The sequence below is a fragment of the Vibrio sp. SCSIO 43137 genome (genome assembly GCF_028201475.1).
Lineage (GTDB): Bacteria > Pseudomonadota > Gammaproteobacteria > Enterobacterales > Vibrionaceae > Vibrio.
This window is the reverse complement of the sequence record NZ_CP116383.1, coordinates 959,272-974,447: the sequence shown is the minus strand read 5'-3', so window position 1 is coordinate 974,447 and position 15,176 is coordinate 959,272. Positions and strand designations below refer to the sequence as shown.

Annotated in this window: 11 protein-coding genes; 3 read left to right on the top strand and 8 right to left on the bottom strand. The window is 45.7% G+C overall.

The features are described 5' to 3' along the window. Positions 1–162: 162 nt before the first annotated feature. The 4 genes from lon to tig form a co-directional block, all read right to left on the bottom strand. On the bottom strand, positions 163–2,514 hold the full coding sequence (gene lon, locus PK654_RS04695; protein ID WP_271697933.1) for an endopeptidase La: 2,352 nt from the start codon (positions 2,512–2,514) through the stop codon (positions 163–165). A gap of 219 nt (positions 2,515–2,733) precedes the next feature. Beyond that, a complete protein-coding gene (clpX, locus tag PK654_RS04690) occupies positions 2,734–4,014 on the bottom strand; it encodes an ATP-dependent protease ATP-binding subunit ClpX (RefSeq protein WP_271697932.1) in 1,281 nt (426 codons plus the stop codon). An 83-nt stretch (positions 4,015–4,097) separates the two neighbouring features. Then, positions 4,098–4,724, bottom strand: a complete 627-nt coding sequence (gene clpP / locus PK654_RS04685; RefSeq protein ID WP_271697931.1) for an ATP-dependent Clp endopeptidase proteolytic subunit ClpP — start codon at positions 4,722–4,724, stop codon at positions 4,098–4,100. Positions 4,725–4,944: 220 nt separating this feature from the next. Next, positions 4,945–6,249, bottom strand: a complete 1,305-nt coding sequence (tig, locus tag PK654_RS04680) for a trigger factor (RefSeq protein ID WP_271697930.1) — start codon at positions 6,247–6,249, stop codon at positions 4,945–4,947. Positions 6,250–6,759: 510 nt separating this feature from the next. On the opposite strand from tig, the gene PK654_RS04675 reads away from it, so the two are divergent. Together PK654_RS04675 and PK654_RS04670 are read left to right on the top strand one after the other, a co-directional pair. Continuing rightward, the gene (locus PK654_RS04675) at positions 6,760–8,583 is read left to right on the top strand and encodes an ATP-binding protein (RefSeq protein WP_271697929.1); all 1,824 of its coding nucleotides are present in this window, start codon (positions 6,760–6,762) and stop codon (positions 8,581–8,583) included. Beyond that, a complete protein-coding gene (locus PK654_RS04670; RefSeq protein ID WP_271698795.1) occupies positions 8,576–9,919 on the top strand; it encodes a sigma-54-dependent transcriptional regulator in 1,344 nt (447 codons plus the stop codon). The genes PK654_RS04675 and PK654_RS04670 overlap by 8 nt, the downstream gene beginning before the upstream one ends. A gap of 93 nt (positions 9,920–10,012) precedes the next feature. Here PK654_RS04670 and PK654_RS04665 read toward each other — a convergent pair whose 3' ends face one another. From PK654_RS04665 to PK654_RS04650, 4 genes are all read right to left on the bottom strand, one after another. Continuing rightward, entirely contained in the window at positions 10,013–11,374 is a 1,362-nt protein-coding gene (locus PK654_RS04665; protein WP_271697928.1) for a TRAP transporter large permease, read from the bottom strand. A 3-nt stretch (positions 11,375–11,377) separates the two neighbouring features. Continuing rightward, positions 11,378–12,001, bottom strand: a complete 624-nt coding sequence (locus PK654_RS04660) for a TRAP transporter small permease (protein WP_271697927.1) — start codon at positions 11,999–12,001, stop codon at positions 11,378–11,380. 67 nt (positions 12,002–12,068) lie between these two features. Further along, positions 12,069–13,064 carry a TRAP transporter substrate-binding protein gene (locus PK654_RS04655; protein ID WP_271697926.1) on the bottom strand — a complete coding sequence of 332 codons (996 nt, stop codon included), beginning with the start codon at positions 13,062–13,064 and terminating at the stop codon, positions 12,069–12,071. Positions 13,065–13,280: 216 nt separating this feature from the next. Beyond that, positions 13,281–14,189 (bottom strand): LysR substrate-binding domain-containing protein, encoded by a 909-nt coding sequence (locus PK654_RS04650; RefSeq protein WP_271697925.1) that lies wholly within the window; start codon positions 14,187–14,189, stop codon positions 13,281–13,283. Between the two features lie 109 nt (positions 14,190–14,298). Between PK654_RS04650 and PK654_RS04645 the strand changes: the two genes are divergently transcribed. Continuing rightward, positions 14,299–15,045, top strand: a complete 747-nt coding sequence (locus tag PK654_RS04645; RefSeq protein ID WP_271697924.1) for a pirin family protein — start codon at positions 14,299–14,301, stop codon at positions 15,043–15,045. Positions 15,046–15,176: the final 131 nt, after the last annotated feature.

Below are 15,176 nucleotides of genomic sequence, written 5' to 3'. Positions count from 1 at the left end.
TTAGTAGGTAACATTCGTTCCGTATGAGATTTAAAATGAGCTCCAAGCCTTTAGGAATCTAGGTTGAAGCAACAGTTGCTTAACTTAGCTCCCAAAAAAAACGCTGACAAGCACTTTTCGGCTTTGCCAGCGTAGTTCTTTACTTATTTTTGCTGCACGTCACTATTTTGAGGACTCTACCGTAAAGCCAGCAGGGTCGTTCTCCAGTGCCACGCTTAATACTTCATCAATCCATTGCACAGGTTTGATGACCAGATCAGCGATTACATTGTCCGGAATCTCTTCCAGATCACGCTCATTATCTTTTGGAATCAGTACTGTTTTGATGCCGCCACGATGTGCCGCAAGTAATTTCTCCTTCAGACCACCGATCGGAAGGACTTCACCACGCAGAGTGATTTCACCCGTCATGGCCACATCAGCACGTACAGGGTTACCCGTCAGGCTGGAAACCAGAGCAGTACACATAGCAATACCGGCACTAGGACCATCTTTAGGAGTTGCACCTTCAGGAACGTGCACATGGATATCACGCTTCTCGTAGAAGTCTTCATTGATACCCAGTTTACCTGTACGGGTGCGAACCACTGTCATGGCAGCCTGAATAGACTCCTGCATCACATCACCAAGAGAACCGGTTTGTGTCAGCTTACCTTTACCCGGCATGGCTTCCGTTTCAATGGTCAGCAGATCGCCGCCCACTTCCGTCCACGCCAGACCAGTCACCTGACCGATGCGGTTGCTCTCATCAGCTTTGCCGTAGTCGTGACGCTGCACGCCAAGGTACTCTTTTAGGTTATCCATACTGACTGTGATCTGCTTGATATCGCGATCCAGCAGGATATTCTTAACCGCCTTACGGCAGATCTTAGAAATCTCACGCTCCAGTCCACGTACACCCGCTTCTCTTGTGTAGTAACGGATAATGCCGATGATAGCTGAATCTTCAATCTCAACTTCACCTGACTTAAGACCGTTGCGCTTCATCTGCTTCTCAACAAGGTGGCGCTTAGCGATATTCAGTTTTTCGTCTTCCGTATAACCGGATAGACGAATCACTTCCATACGGTCCAGCAGTGGCCCCGGGATATTCATTGAGTTGGACGTAGCCACAAACATCACATCTGACAGATCATAATCGACTTCCAGATAATGGTCGTTGAAGGCGTTATTCTGTTCCGGATCAAGTACTTCCAGCAGCGCTGAAGAGGGATCGCCACGCATATCCGATGACATCTTATCGATCTCATCCAGCAGGAATAGCGGGTTCTTCACTCCAACTTTTGACATCTTCTGAATCAGTTTACCCGGCAGAGAACCAATGTAGGTTCTGCGGTGACCACGGATCTCAGCTTCGTCACGTACGCCACCCAGTGCCATACGTACATACTTACGGCCGGTCGCTGATGCAATGGACTGACCCAGAGAGGTTTTACCCACACCCGGAGGCCCTACAAGGCAAAGGATCGGACCTTTCAGCTTGTTGATTCGGTTCTGAACGGCAAGGTACTCCAGAATGCGCTCTTTAACCCGCTCCAGACCATAATGGTCGTGGTTAAGCACCTCTTCTGCCTTAGACAGATCTTTTTTAACTTTAGAGCGTTTGGCCCACGGAACACCTACCATCCAGTCGATGTAGCTTCTCACCACTGTCGCTTCAGCCGACATTGGTGACATCATTTTCAGTTTTTGCAGCTCCTGCTCAGTTTTCTCCTGAGCCTCTTTCGGCATTTTCGAATCTGCAATTTTCTTCTTCAGCGTCTCGAACTCGTCCGGGGCATCATCCATGTCACCGAGCTCTTTCTGAATCGCTTTCATCTGCTCATTCAGGTAATACTCGCGCTGGGATTTCTCCATCTGCTTTTTAACACGGCCACGGATGCGCTTTTCAACCTGAAGCAGATCGATTTCAGACTCCATCTGCCCCATCAGGAACTCAAGACGTTCGTTAACATCAATAACTTCAAGAACCTGCTGCTTTTCAGCCAGTTTCAGCGGCATATGCGCGGCTATGGTATCGGCAAGACGGGCGGCATCATCAATTCCGTTCAGTGAAGTCAGAACCTCAGGCGGAATCTTTTTGTTCAGCTTGATAAAGCCTTCAAACTGGTTGATCGCACTACGGACAATCACTTCCTGCTCTTTTTCATCAAGCTCAGGAGTGGTCAGGTATTCTGCATCAGCCAGGAAAAAATCGTTTTCTTTAAACTGGTGAATTTTGGCTCTCTGCTGACCTTCAACCAGAACTTTTACTGTACCGTCTGGCAGCTTTAACAGCTGAAGAATGGTCGCAACGGTACCAATGCCAAACAGATCATCAATAGCAGGTTCATCTGTATCGGCCTCTTTCTGGGCAACCAGCAATACTTGTTTGTTGTTATCCATTGCCGATTCCAGACAACGAATCGACTTTTCCCGGCCAACAAACAAAGGAATCACCATATGCGGATACACAACAACATCACGCAAAGGCAATACTGGAATCTCGATACGTTCGGAACGTTCCAAGTTCATAAAATTCTCTCTATCCGTTTGTTCTTATGAGATGTATATGGGGTCAATTTAAAGGGATTCAACAAGCAAAGGAAAAAAACCGCCATTTTTTCCGTGCACAAAACTGACCTCTTCTTTGAATATAAGTATATGACGAAAAAGAAAATATACTTATAAAAAAAGAGGTCATTCCTGACCTCTTCTCAATTTGCTTTAGCTTAGAACTGTCGTCCTCAGTGATTACTCACCACCGGCAGCCTGACTCTCTTTACCGTTATAGATTAGCAGCGGTTCAGATTCACCATTAATGACTGACTCATCGATAACCACCTTGCTGACATCTTCAGATGACGGCAGTTCATACATGGTTTCCAGCAGAACACCTTCAAGAATCGATCTCAGACCACGTGCACCGGTTTTACGCTCCATCGCTTTTTTAGCGATAGCTTTTAGTGCGTCTTCACGGAACTCAAGCTCAGCATCTTCCAGCTCAAACAGAGCTGAATACTGTTTGGTCAACGCGTTCTTAGGTTCGCAAAGAATCTGAATAAGCGCCGCTTCGTCCAGCTCAGTCAAAGTCGTTGTTACCGGCAGACGACCGATAAACTCAGGAATCAATCCGTATTTCACCAGATCTTCCGGCTCTACCTGAGTAAACAGTTCACCAACGGTTTTGGTTTCATCTTTAGAGCGCACCTCTGCACCAAAGCCGATACCTGTGCCCGTTGCAACGCGCTGCTCGATAACCTTATCCAGACCGGCAAACGCACCGCCACAGATAAACAGAATCTTAGAAGTATCAACCTGCAAAAACTCTTGCTGAGGATGCTTTCGGCCACCCTGAGGTGGAACGGAAGCAACGGTACCTTCAACCAGTTTTAGCAGAGCCTGCTGAACACCTTCACCGGAAACATCACGGGTGATGGACGGGTTTTCAGCTTTACGGGAAATCTTATCGATTTCATCAATATAAACGATGCCGCGTTCAGCTTTAGCAACGTCGTAATCACATTTCTGCAGCAGTTTCTGGATGATGTTTTCAACGTCTTCACCAACATAACCTGCTTCAGTTAATGTGGTAGCATCTGCCATGGTGAACGGAACATCGAGAAAACGAGCCAGTGTTTCAGCCAGTAGTGTTTTACCACTTCCTGTCGGCCCGATCAGAAGAATGTTACTTTTACCAAGTTCTACACCTTCCGCTGTAGTATCACCATTACGTAAACGCTTGTAGTGGTTATATACCGCAACCGCTAGCACTTTCTTCGCATAGTCCTGACCGATTACATAGTCATCAAGATGTTCACGGATGTCACGGGGAGTCGGAAGTGCTTCAGACTCACCTTTAGGAAGAACATCTTTGATCTCTTCACGAATAATGTCGTTACAAAGGTCGACACATTCGTCACAAATGTAAACAGAAGGACCTGCAATTAGCTTGCGAACTTCGTGCTGGCTTTTACCGCAGAAAGAGCAGTAAAGCAGTTTACCACTGCTGCCCTCTTTGCTTTTATCTGTCATTCGCTAACCTCTTAGCCTTTACCTTATTGATTTGAGTGTATATCAATTTTTAATGCTTTTCTCGAAAAAGGTGGTTATACCTGTTATTCGCCGCGGTGGTTAAGAACCGCATCCACAAGCCCATACTCAACAGCTTGCTCAGCAGACATAAAGTTGTCGCGATCTGTGTCGCCTTCAACCACTTCCAGCGGCTGACCTGTATGTTCTGCAAGTAAAGTATTCAGCTTCTGCTTAATGGTCAGAATTTCCTGAGCATGAATCTGAATGTCAGATGCCTGCCCCTGGAAACCGCCAAGTGGCTGGTGAATCATCACACGTGAGTTTGGCAGACAATAACGTTTACCTTTCTCACCACCGGCCAGAAGGAAGGCGCCCATAGAACACGCCTGCCCCATACAAACTGTACTTACATTCGGCTTGATAAACTGCATGGTATCGTAGATAGACATGCCCGCAGTGACACTGCCACCCGGAGAGTTAATATAAAGGAAAATATCCTTATCCGGATTTTCTGACTCAAGGAAGAGCAACTGAGCCACAACAAGGTTCGCCATATGGTCTTCAACCTGACCAGTCAGGAAAATCACACGCTCTTTTAACAGACGAGAATAGATATCGTAGGAGCGTTCACCACGTGAAGTTTGCTCTACCACCATTGGCACTAGCGCATCAATGATAGGAGACATTGCGTTTTTATCTTGGTAGCTCATTTTCTTATATCCCTAAGTCATAACAAACTATGTAATACCAACCTATGTAAGTATCTATCTAATTGGCCACATTTAACAAGGTTTAGATGAAAAAATGTAAGTAAGTGCTTAACTTATGCCCAATAGAGACTTAGATAGAGTGGTAAAAATATGGCCCGGATGAGTGATCATACGGACCATAATCTTTACTCTGAACTAATTTTAGTCAGACAACCGGATATTATGCAGGTTGCTGTTGGTTCATCAGTTCATTGAAGTTAGCTTCTTTATCAGAAACCTGAGCTTTAGCAAGGATAGCGTCGATCGCCTGCTCTTCAAGAGCAACGTTACGCATGTTGTTCATCATCTCTTCGTTTTGCTCGTAGTAAGCAACAACTTCTGATGGGTCTTCGTATGCAGTCGCCATCTCTTCGATAAGTGCTTTCACTTTCTCGTCGTCAGCTTTCAGCTCTTCAGTCTTGATAACTTCACCAAGAAGAAGACCAACAACTACGCGACGCTTAGCTTGCTCTTCAAACAGTTCACGAGGAAGCTGCTCTGCTGCTTCAGGGTTGCCACCGAAACGCTGAGCTGCCTGTTGGCGAAGAACACCGATTTCCTGATCAACAACCGCTGCAGGTACGTCGATTTCGTTCTCTTTAACCAGACCGTCGATCGCCTGCTCTTTGATCTTGTTCTTAACAGCCTGAGCCAGTTCACGCTCCATGTTCTTACGAACTTCAGCTTTAAGAGCGTCGATACCGCCTTCAGTAACACCAAACTTAGCAACAAACTCTTCGTTGATTTCCGGCAGTTCGCGAGCTTCAACTTTGTTTACTTTGATTTGGAACTTAGCTTCTTTACCTTTCAGGTTTTCAGCGTGGTAATCTTCTGGGAAAGTTACGTCGATTTCGAACTCAGTACCAGCGCGCTTGCCCATGATGCCGTCTTCGAAACCAGGGATCATGCGACCCTGACCCATTTCCAGAGGGAAGTTCTCAGCTTTACCGCCTTCAAACTCTTCACCGTCGATAGAACCAACGAAATCGATAGTCGCGCGAGAACCATCTTCTGCAGCTTCTTCAACTTCAGTCCAGCTCGCCTGCTGCTTACGCAGAGTTTCGATCATCTCTTCAACGTCTGCATCTTCAACTGCTACTACTGGCTTCTCAACAACGATGTTCTCAAGGCCTTTCAGCTCAACTTCCGGATAAACTTCAAAAGTTGCAGTGAAAACAAGGTCTTTACCTTCTTCGTTCTCAACAGGAGCAAAAGTCGGAGCGCCAGCCGGGTTAATTTTCTCTTTTACGATTGCTTCGATGAAGTGGCGTTGCATCACTTCACCCATCACATCTTGACGTACTGCTTTGCCGTACATTTGCGCAACCATCTTCAGTGGCACTTTGCCTTTACGGAAACCATCAAAACGACGGTTTTTCGCGATGTTGCGAAGTTCTGCTTTTACTGCATCTTCGATGTTAGCAGCAGGAACAGTGATGTTTAGACGGCGTTCTAGGCCTTCTAGAGTTTCAACAGTAGCTTGCATTTTATATAAACCTCAAAACTAACTCAGTTCTCTGAGTATTTTAGCCACCAACTATTTATAGCTATGACCATATCCGTGTATTGCACCTTTACAGGTACACTTTTTATTGAGCTTAGATAACCGGGGTTTTCCCGGCCATCTGACTAATGAGCGATATCTTGTCTTCGTTTTTCCGAAGCAAGGTATCTCCGATTAGTCTCAGAACCAAAATTTTAGACGCGACATTCTAGCGGCATGACCCTAGTCTGTCGAGTGATGTCCTAAAATCTCAATAGAAGATGATACTAAGTCGACAAAACAGATACTTTTTTACCAAACTTCGACCCAGAAATGGGGGCAATAGAAGCAAATTCAATGATATTTTGCTTTTTTTTTACTTAAAGAGATAAAAAGAGATCTTTGTCTTGTTTTAAACGCGCATTCTTAAGGTTAAAAAAGTAACATTTAGTTAACCTAATGGCATAATTAGCAATCATAGAAGATTGAATCTTATACAAAAAAGGAATTAGGGTGGTCAGGCAAAAGCGCGTCTCTTTTATTATTTTTCTGCTCTACCTTCTCTGTGCCACTCTGGGCGGAAACTGGTATTGGCACCAAAGCTACCAGCAGCAGCTTGAACTGAATCTGGAACAGTTGAACCGTATTACCGGTCAGCTCAATAGCCAGTTAGAAAAATACGCCTATATTCCACAGCTTCTTGCTAAAGATCGTGAACTGATTGATGCCCTGAAAAATGCCAATAACAGTGCACAAATTGAACTGACCAACCGCTATCTGGAAAGTGTAAATACCATTATTGAGGCAGCCGATACCTATCTGCTTAACATCCACGGCACCACCATTGCGGCCAGCAACTGGCAGAGCGAGAAAACCTTTGTCGGCAGAAATTTTGCCTTCCGGCCTTATTTCCAGCAGGCGATCAATCAGGGCTTTGGCCAATATTTTGCCTTAGGCTCCACATCTGGGCAGCGCGGATTTTATTACTCTTTTCCCGTTGTCTACGCAGCAGAGAAACTTGGCGTAGTGGTAGTAAAGACAGACATCACTGATATTGAACAGAACTGGTCAAGCGATAAGAGCCATTTTATTGCTAATGATAAAAACGGCGTGGTGTTTATGGCTAGTGACCCGAAATGGCTATATAAGAGCCTGTTCAGTTTATCATCAGATGAAATCGACGCTATCCGCGACGGAAGGCAATATCTTGATACTCCTATCTCAAATCTGAATTTTATTGGCGATCATCAGGGTACAACCGGCGAGCTGAAGAAAACCAATGCTGTCTTTTTTCAGGATACCTATCTGGGGGCGAAAAAGCGCACCGTCGTTCAGCCGCTGGAAATTCGTATCCTAACGCCTAAAGTGTGGATCTTCTGGGACCTGTTTGGTTTTCTGGTGATTGTCAGCCTGATTTTTGCCCTGATACTTATGGTTTGGTTGTTGATACGCCACAGGCAAATCAAGCAGCGTCAGATTGCCCAGATAGAACATGAAGCGATGCAAAAACTCGAGTTTCAGGTGATGGAGCGTACCGCAGAGTTGCAGATGGAAATTGATGAACGGGAAAAAACCGAGCAGGCATTAAGGCAGACTCAGGAAGAGCTGATTCAGGCAGCCAAACTGGCAGTTCTGGGCCAGATGTCGGCCAGTATCAGCCATGAACTGAATAACCCTCTTGCTGCAATACGCAGCTTTGCCGAAAACGGCAAACGCTTCTTACAGAAAGGGCAACCGGAGAGAACTTCAGATAACCTGAACAGAATCTCTGCCCTGACGGACAGAATGGCCAAGATCAGCCAGCAGTTAAAATCACTGGCGAGAAAAACGTCCAGCGATGAACTGGTGGATGCAAAAATTCAGCCCGTCATTATTACTACCATAGAGCTGCTTAGACCCCAGTTCAGGGCAAACCAGATACAGCTTGAAGTTAATATTAAAGATGAAGAGCTGAAGAGCAGAATTAATCTGATTCAACTTGAGCAGGTTTTAATTAACTTGCTGACCAACGCCATGGATGAACTTAAAAACAGCTCAGGCGAAAGCGGACAGAAAAGAGAGATAGCTATCACTCTTGAGCAGATAGAAAGATGCATCTTAATTCATATTGATGATAATGGTCAGGGGTTGACTGTGACTCAGCAAAAGCAGCTGTTCGCCCCGTTTTTTACCACTAAGCAGCACGGATTAGGACTTGGTCTATCTATTTCCCTGCAGATTATGCAGGCGATGCAAGGGGATCTCACCGCAACTGACTCTCCCCTTGGTGGTGCAAGATTCACTGTCACCCTGCCGGTAATCGATCAGGTAAACATTCAGGAAGTAAATGATGTGTGATGTATTTTTTATCGATGATGAAAGCGATATGCGTATCGCTCATGAACAGAGTTTTGAACTGGAAGAGATCTCTGCACAATTTTTTGCTGACGCCGAATCAGCTATCCTCGCAGCTCAAAAAGAGGGCTACCCTTCTGTTGTCGTCACCGATATCTGTCTGCCCGGTATTTCAGGCCACAATTTACTTAACACCATTAAACAGCAGGACGCTGAGATACCGGTTATCTTAATCACCGGCCATGGCGATATCTCAATGGCCGTACAGGCCATGCACGACGGTGCTTATGACTTTATCGAAAAGCCTTTTTCCAATGACAGGCTGATTGAGACGGTAAAAAGAGCACTGGAAAAACGCCAGCTGACACAGGAAAACAAGCAACTTAAGCAGGCTCTGAAAGCCAAGAATCCCCTTGGTCCGCGTATTATTGGTGAAACGGCCGCCGTACAGCACCTGCGCGAAACCATTTCTCATATTGCTGACACGGGAGCGGATATTCTGCTGTTCGGAGAAACCGGTACGGGTAAAGAGCTGGTCGCCCGCTCCCTTCACGAGCAGAGCAGCCGGCGGGAAAACAACTTTGTAGCGGTAAATTGCGGTGCAGTGCCGGAGAATCTGATTGAGAGTGAGCTATATGGTCATGAAAAAGGCGCTTTTACCGGAGCAGAAAGCAAACGTATAGGTAAGTTTGAATATGCTCAGGGAGGAACCTTGTTTCTGGATGAGATTGAATCCATGCCTATGCAGGCGCAAATCAGGCTGCTAAGGGTGTTGCAGGAGAGAGTGATTGAACGGGTTGGTTCTAATCAGGCTCTTCCGCTGGATATCCGGGTGATAGCCGCCACCAAAGTAGACCTTAAACAAGCTGCCGAGGAAGGCACATTCCGTCAGGATCTCTACTACCGCCTGAACGTGGTTACCCTCGACCTTCCTCCCCTAAGGGAGAGAAAAGAGGATATACCGGCTCTGTTCCACCACTTTTTGTTGGTTGCCGCGGCCCGTTATAAGAAAGCAGCCACTTCGCTGGCTCAGTCCGACCTGCAAACTCTGGTCGCCCATCACTGGCCGGGCAATGTCCGCGAACTGCGCAATGCCGCGGAACGCTATGTACTACTGGGCAAACTGACTCAACTGGAAAACAGCACGGAAAAAGAGAGCTCCCTGTTAAGCCTGAATGAACAGGTTGCCGAATTTGAAAAGTCCGCCATTGAGCAAGCACTGATTGAGTGTGGCGGCAGTATCAAAAACACTATGGAGAGGCTTAATCTGGCGCGGAAAACACTCTACGACAAAATGCAGAAACATGGGCTGGATAAGGAAAATTATAAGAGCCTATAAGTAAATAAAAAACCCATCCTAAGACGGGTTTAGTGAAATGAGTTTGATAGACCTGCCCCCATAGGGGAATCCGGAGGCAGGAGTGTTGAGGTGTTACTTGGTTATGATCTCCGGCCCCATTAGCGAGGTTGGTAGCCAGGTTGAAACCCAAGGTACGTAAGTAACGATAATCAGGAACAGGAACATTACAGCAACCCACGGTAACGCCGCTTTCACCACGTTCATCATGGACATTTTCGCCACCCCGGCGGTCACAAACAGGTTGAGCCCTACAGGCGGGGTAATCATACCTATCTCCATGTTTACTACCATAATGATACCCAGGTGAATCGGGTCAATACCCAGCGCAATGGCAATCGGGAATACCAGAGGAGCAACGATGATCAGCAGACCAGACGGCTCCATAAACTGTCCGCCAATCAATAACAGTACGTTCACTACGATTAGGAAGGTAATCGGTCCCAGACCTGCTGACAACATTGACTCAGTAATCATCTGAGGAATACGTTCTTCAGTTAACACGTGCTTAAGTATCAAAGCGTTAGCAATGATAAATAGCAGCATAATGGTGAGCTTACCCGCTTCATACAGGGTCGCATGGGTATCTTTATGAACAAAAGTCTGGAACGCTTTAACAATCCACGGTTTGGTATTTTCTTTGTCGGCAAACGGCCCCATATCTTTGTAGATAAAGTTGGCGATAAAGAAAGAGTAAACCGCCGCTACCGCTGCCGCTTCAGTCGGGGTAAAGATACCACCATAAATACCGCCAAGAATGATCACTACCAGCAGTAAGCCCCAGCTTGCATCTTTCGCGGCATTAAATGCTTCAGTCCAGCCGACAAAAGGTTGTTTTGGCAGGTTCTTAACACGTGCTGTGATATAGATGGCAATCATCAGCATCAGACCGGCCAATAAGCCCGGAATAACACCACCAAGGAACATACGCCCTACGGAAACATCCGTCGCTGCTGCGTATACAACCATTACGATGGAAGGTGGGATCAGGATCCCTAATGTACCAGCATTACAGATAACGCCCGCGGCAAACTCTTTGGTATAACCGTTCTTCACCATACCGGCGATAACGATACTACCTATTGCCACAACCGTTGCAGGAGATGAACCAGATAGCGCTGCGAACATCATACAGGCAACAACCGATGCCATCGCCAGACCACCACGGAACCAGCCCACCATAGCAATAGCAAAACGAATAATTCTGCGCGCCACACCACCGGTAGACATAAAACTGGAAGCCAGTATAAAAAATGGAATCGCTAACAGGGTGTAGTGACCGGCAAAGGCATTAAACAGTGTCTGGGCAACAGATGCAAGAGAAGCATCTGAATGGAGCAGCAAGAAGAACATACTTGCCAGACCAAGAGAAATGGCAATCGGTACCCCAATCAGCATAAAGCCGATAACCATTAAAAATAGAAATAGAATTGCCATAATTTAGTCTTCCTTCATCTCTGCTTTTAGTGCTTCTAAATCTTCTTCTGCTTCATGACTGGCGATCAGGCGATCGAGTTTTCCGCTCAGAATCTGGAAGGCAATTTGAATAAACCGGAACGTCAGCATAGCCATGCCAATAGGAAGTGCAGCATAAGGGATAAAACGTGGCAGTTTTTCATAGCGTTCACCTTCGTTCAGTACATCGGCTAAAAACTGCAGCATTTCCGGCATTGGAATATCATCGGTTTCGTACCATGCACGCTCAGTAATGAACGGATACCAGTAGTTCCATGAACCGATAAGTAAAAGAATTGAGAAAGCAAGACAAAGTGCCACGGCAACAAGTGCATACACTTTTCTTAGCCCCTCGGGTGCAAGGTTGATAATGACATCAACACCAATATGAAAGTGTTTTTTTACGCCGTAAGACGCCCCAACCAATACCATCCATGCGAACATGAACACCGTTAGCTCAAGGGCCCATAAAATGTTGTCGTTAAGCACATAACGGAACACAACATTGGTAAATGTCAGCAAGGTCATTGCACCAAGAAAGAAGGCGATTAGTGTCTCTTCAAACAGATCAGTCGCTTTACCGACTTTAGCAAGAAATGAATTTTCCATAGAATACTCCCGCTTATAGTTATCAATCTGCTATGGGTGGTTTTCCACCCATAGCGTTTTTGCGGTGTTATTTGTTCGAAGCTACAGCAGCGTCAATCAGCTCAGAGCCGATATCTTTCTCAAACTTCTGCCATACAGGTTTAAGTGCATTTACCCAGGCTTGTCTCTGCTCTGGAGTCAGCTTACGTACCACACCACCGGCATCGATGATGTTCTGTTTGTTGCTCTGGTTAACCTTAGCGGACTCAGAGTTACGGGTTTCAGATACTTCCTGAACAATGGTGGCCAGTTGATCACGAACATCGCCCGGTAGTTTGTCCCAGAAACCATTTGACGTTACAACAAGGTAATCAAGAATACCGTGGTTGGTTTCTGTTACGCCGTCCTGAACTTCGAAGAACTTTTTGCCATAGATGTTGGACCATGTGTTCTCCTGACCATCGATAACCTTGGTCTGCAGGCCGCCATATACTTCTTTAAACGACATTTTCTGAGGGTTAGCGCCCAGTTGCTCAAACTGTGCTACCAAAACGTCTGACGCCTGTACACGGAATTTCAGACCGCTGGCATCTTCAGGAAGAAGAAGGGGTTTGTTTGCAGACATCTGCTTCATGCCATTGTGCCAGAATGCCAGACCTTTCAGTCCACGACGCTTCATCGCATTCTTCAGTTTTTCACCAGATTCAGAGTTCTGGAAACGGTCAACGGCGTCGATATCTTCAAACAGGAAAGGAAGGTCAAAGATGCGGTATTTTTTGGTGATCTTTTCAAACTTAGAAAGAGAAGGGGCGGCCATTTGAACATCGCCGTTTAACAGTGCTTCTAAAACTTTGTCATCATCATAAAGGGTTGAGTTTGGGAACACCTGCATACATGCTTTGCCGTTCATCTCTTCGTTTACGCGGCTTTCAAGCAGTGATGCAGCAATACCTTTAGGGTGTTTGTCCGCATTAGTAACATGGCTGAACTTAATAACAAGTTCGCCCGGGTCACATTGTGCAGCAGCATTAAAGCTGGTCAGAGCGAGTGCAGATACTGATAGTAGGGTCAGTGGCTTAAACATTTGGTTGTTCTCCTTATGTAGTAAACAGCCCCGTCTTTGGGTGCCGTGTAAACTGTATAAGGCAAACAACATACCAACTTATAACATTTTATTTACAACCCTTATATATCAAGGCCTTTAAGCATAAAGGCCGGAAAACTTCTGATCTACCGGGCATAGAAATGGGTAGAAAATGACACATGAAAATAACATTAATGTGTCATTTTTTACATATCATTAACTCATGATCAGCCGATTTCTATCCATACCAGCCAGCTTCTCAATAAACCAGCGAAGCGCTTTGCCTTTATTGCTTTTGTTCCAGGCTATGCTGATGGGACTTACCCGGCTTTGCGCCGGTGCAACTTCCAGTGCCACCAGCTGCCCGGTCTGAAGCTCCTGCTCTACGCGAAAAATCGGCAAGTAACCTACCCCGAGCCCCAGCATCTGAGCGCTGATTTTCTTCTCAACCGTAGGGACAGTAATTCTTCTCTGCCCTTCCAGAATACGAATAGACCGGGGTGGCAGCCCCCGCGAACTGTCTGCAACAACAATAGAGGGATACTCTTTTATCTGCTCAACAGTGACAGGTGATGGCTGGAGGGTAAGGGGATGTCCTCTGGATACAGCAAACACAAACTCTATATCACCGATAGGAAGGCTGTCATAACGACTACTGATAGGATCTCCCGGAACACCAATGGCCAGATCACAACGCTCTGACTCAATAGCATCCCAGTTACCTTCCATCACTTCTTCAATAAGCTTTATTTCAACATGAGGATGCTGCTGTTGAAACTGAGCCATCAGCTCATAGATGGGATCAAAGGTCAGAATATTATCGACACAAATACGTAGTTCCAGCTCCCAGCCTTTTTCTATCTGGACGACATGGTGGGAGAGTTCATCGGTAGCCTGAAGAATTAACCGCCCCTGTTTAAGAAGCAGAAGACCTGTCGGAGTGAACTCTGCTTTTCGCTTAGTACGATCAAAAATGGTCACACCTAAGTCCTCTTCCAGCTTTTTTACCGTATAGGAAATAGCAGAAGGAACACGAAACAGTTCGTCAGCAGCGGAGGCAAAGCTCTTCTTTCTATCAATGGCATCAAGAATTCTTAATGCATCTAGTGTTATCGGATTAGCCATAGTTCAGTTTGCTTGAATTAAATTGTCATTAATCATCATTATTTATACAGCATAGCAGGTTTTATAATAATTATATTGTTCAATACAATCGAATAGACCGGAGTTTCACATGCAAAATACGCAAAACCAGTACCGGATAAAGCCGGCAGAGAGCCTTCACTATCTGCCTCATAGTAATATGCATCCGTCAGATACCTATTTTCATTTTTCCTTTGCTAACTACTATGACCCGACCAATATGCGTTTTAGCCTACTCCGGGTACTAAACGATGACGCCATCGCGCCTCACTCTGGTTTTGGTAAACACCCACACAAAGATATGCAGATAGTCAGCTATATCATAGATGGCCAGCTTACCCACTGGGACAATGTTACTAATAAAGAAGAGACCATTGGTGCAGGCCATGTTCAGGCCATTTCTGCCGGAAGCGGCGTCTGGCATTCAGAAAAAAACCTGCATGATACACCATGCCGTTTGCTGCAAATCTGGCTATTACCTCCCCATGCCGGAGGCGAAGTGCGCTATAGCCATAAGAAATTTGAAGCAGAAGAAAGGCAAAACCGGTTACTGCATATTGTCGGGAATCCGGAAAATAAACAACTGGCTCCCTTATATGTCAACGCCGACTGCAATATCTATGTATCTGAACTGACTGGCAATGAACACAGTGTCAGTTATAAAGTTAACAGCGGAAGACAGGTATATATTAACTGCATCGACGGTGAACTTAATATCGATGGTAAAGCACTCCTTAAGGCCAGAGATTCCGTTGAAATAAAGGGTTCTCAGCAACTGGTATTTCGGGCAGAGAACAGTGCCGCTCATTTAATATTAATTGATCTTCCGCAGGAGTAACTTAAGGTTTAGCTGCAAAATCGCTTCAGTTTAAACCAATGTCAATGCATATCTGCTCATATACTAAAATCTCTTATCCAAATATGGCTGAGAGATTTCAGTACCCGCCCCGCTCTATTAATATTTCTATT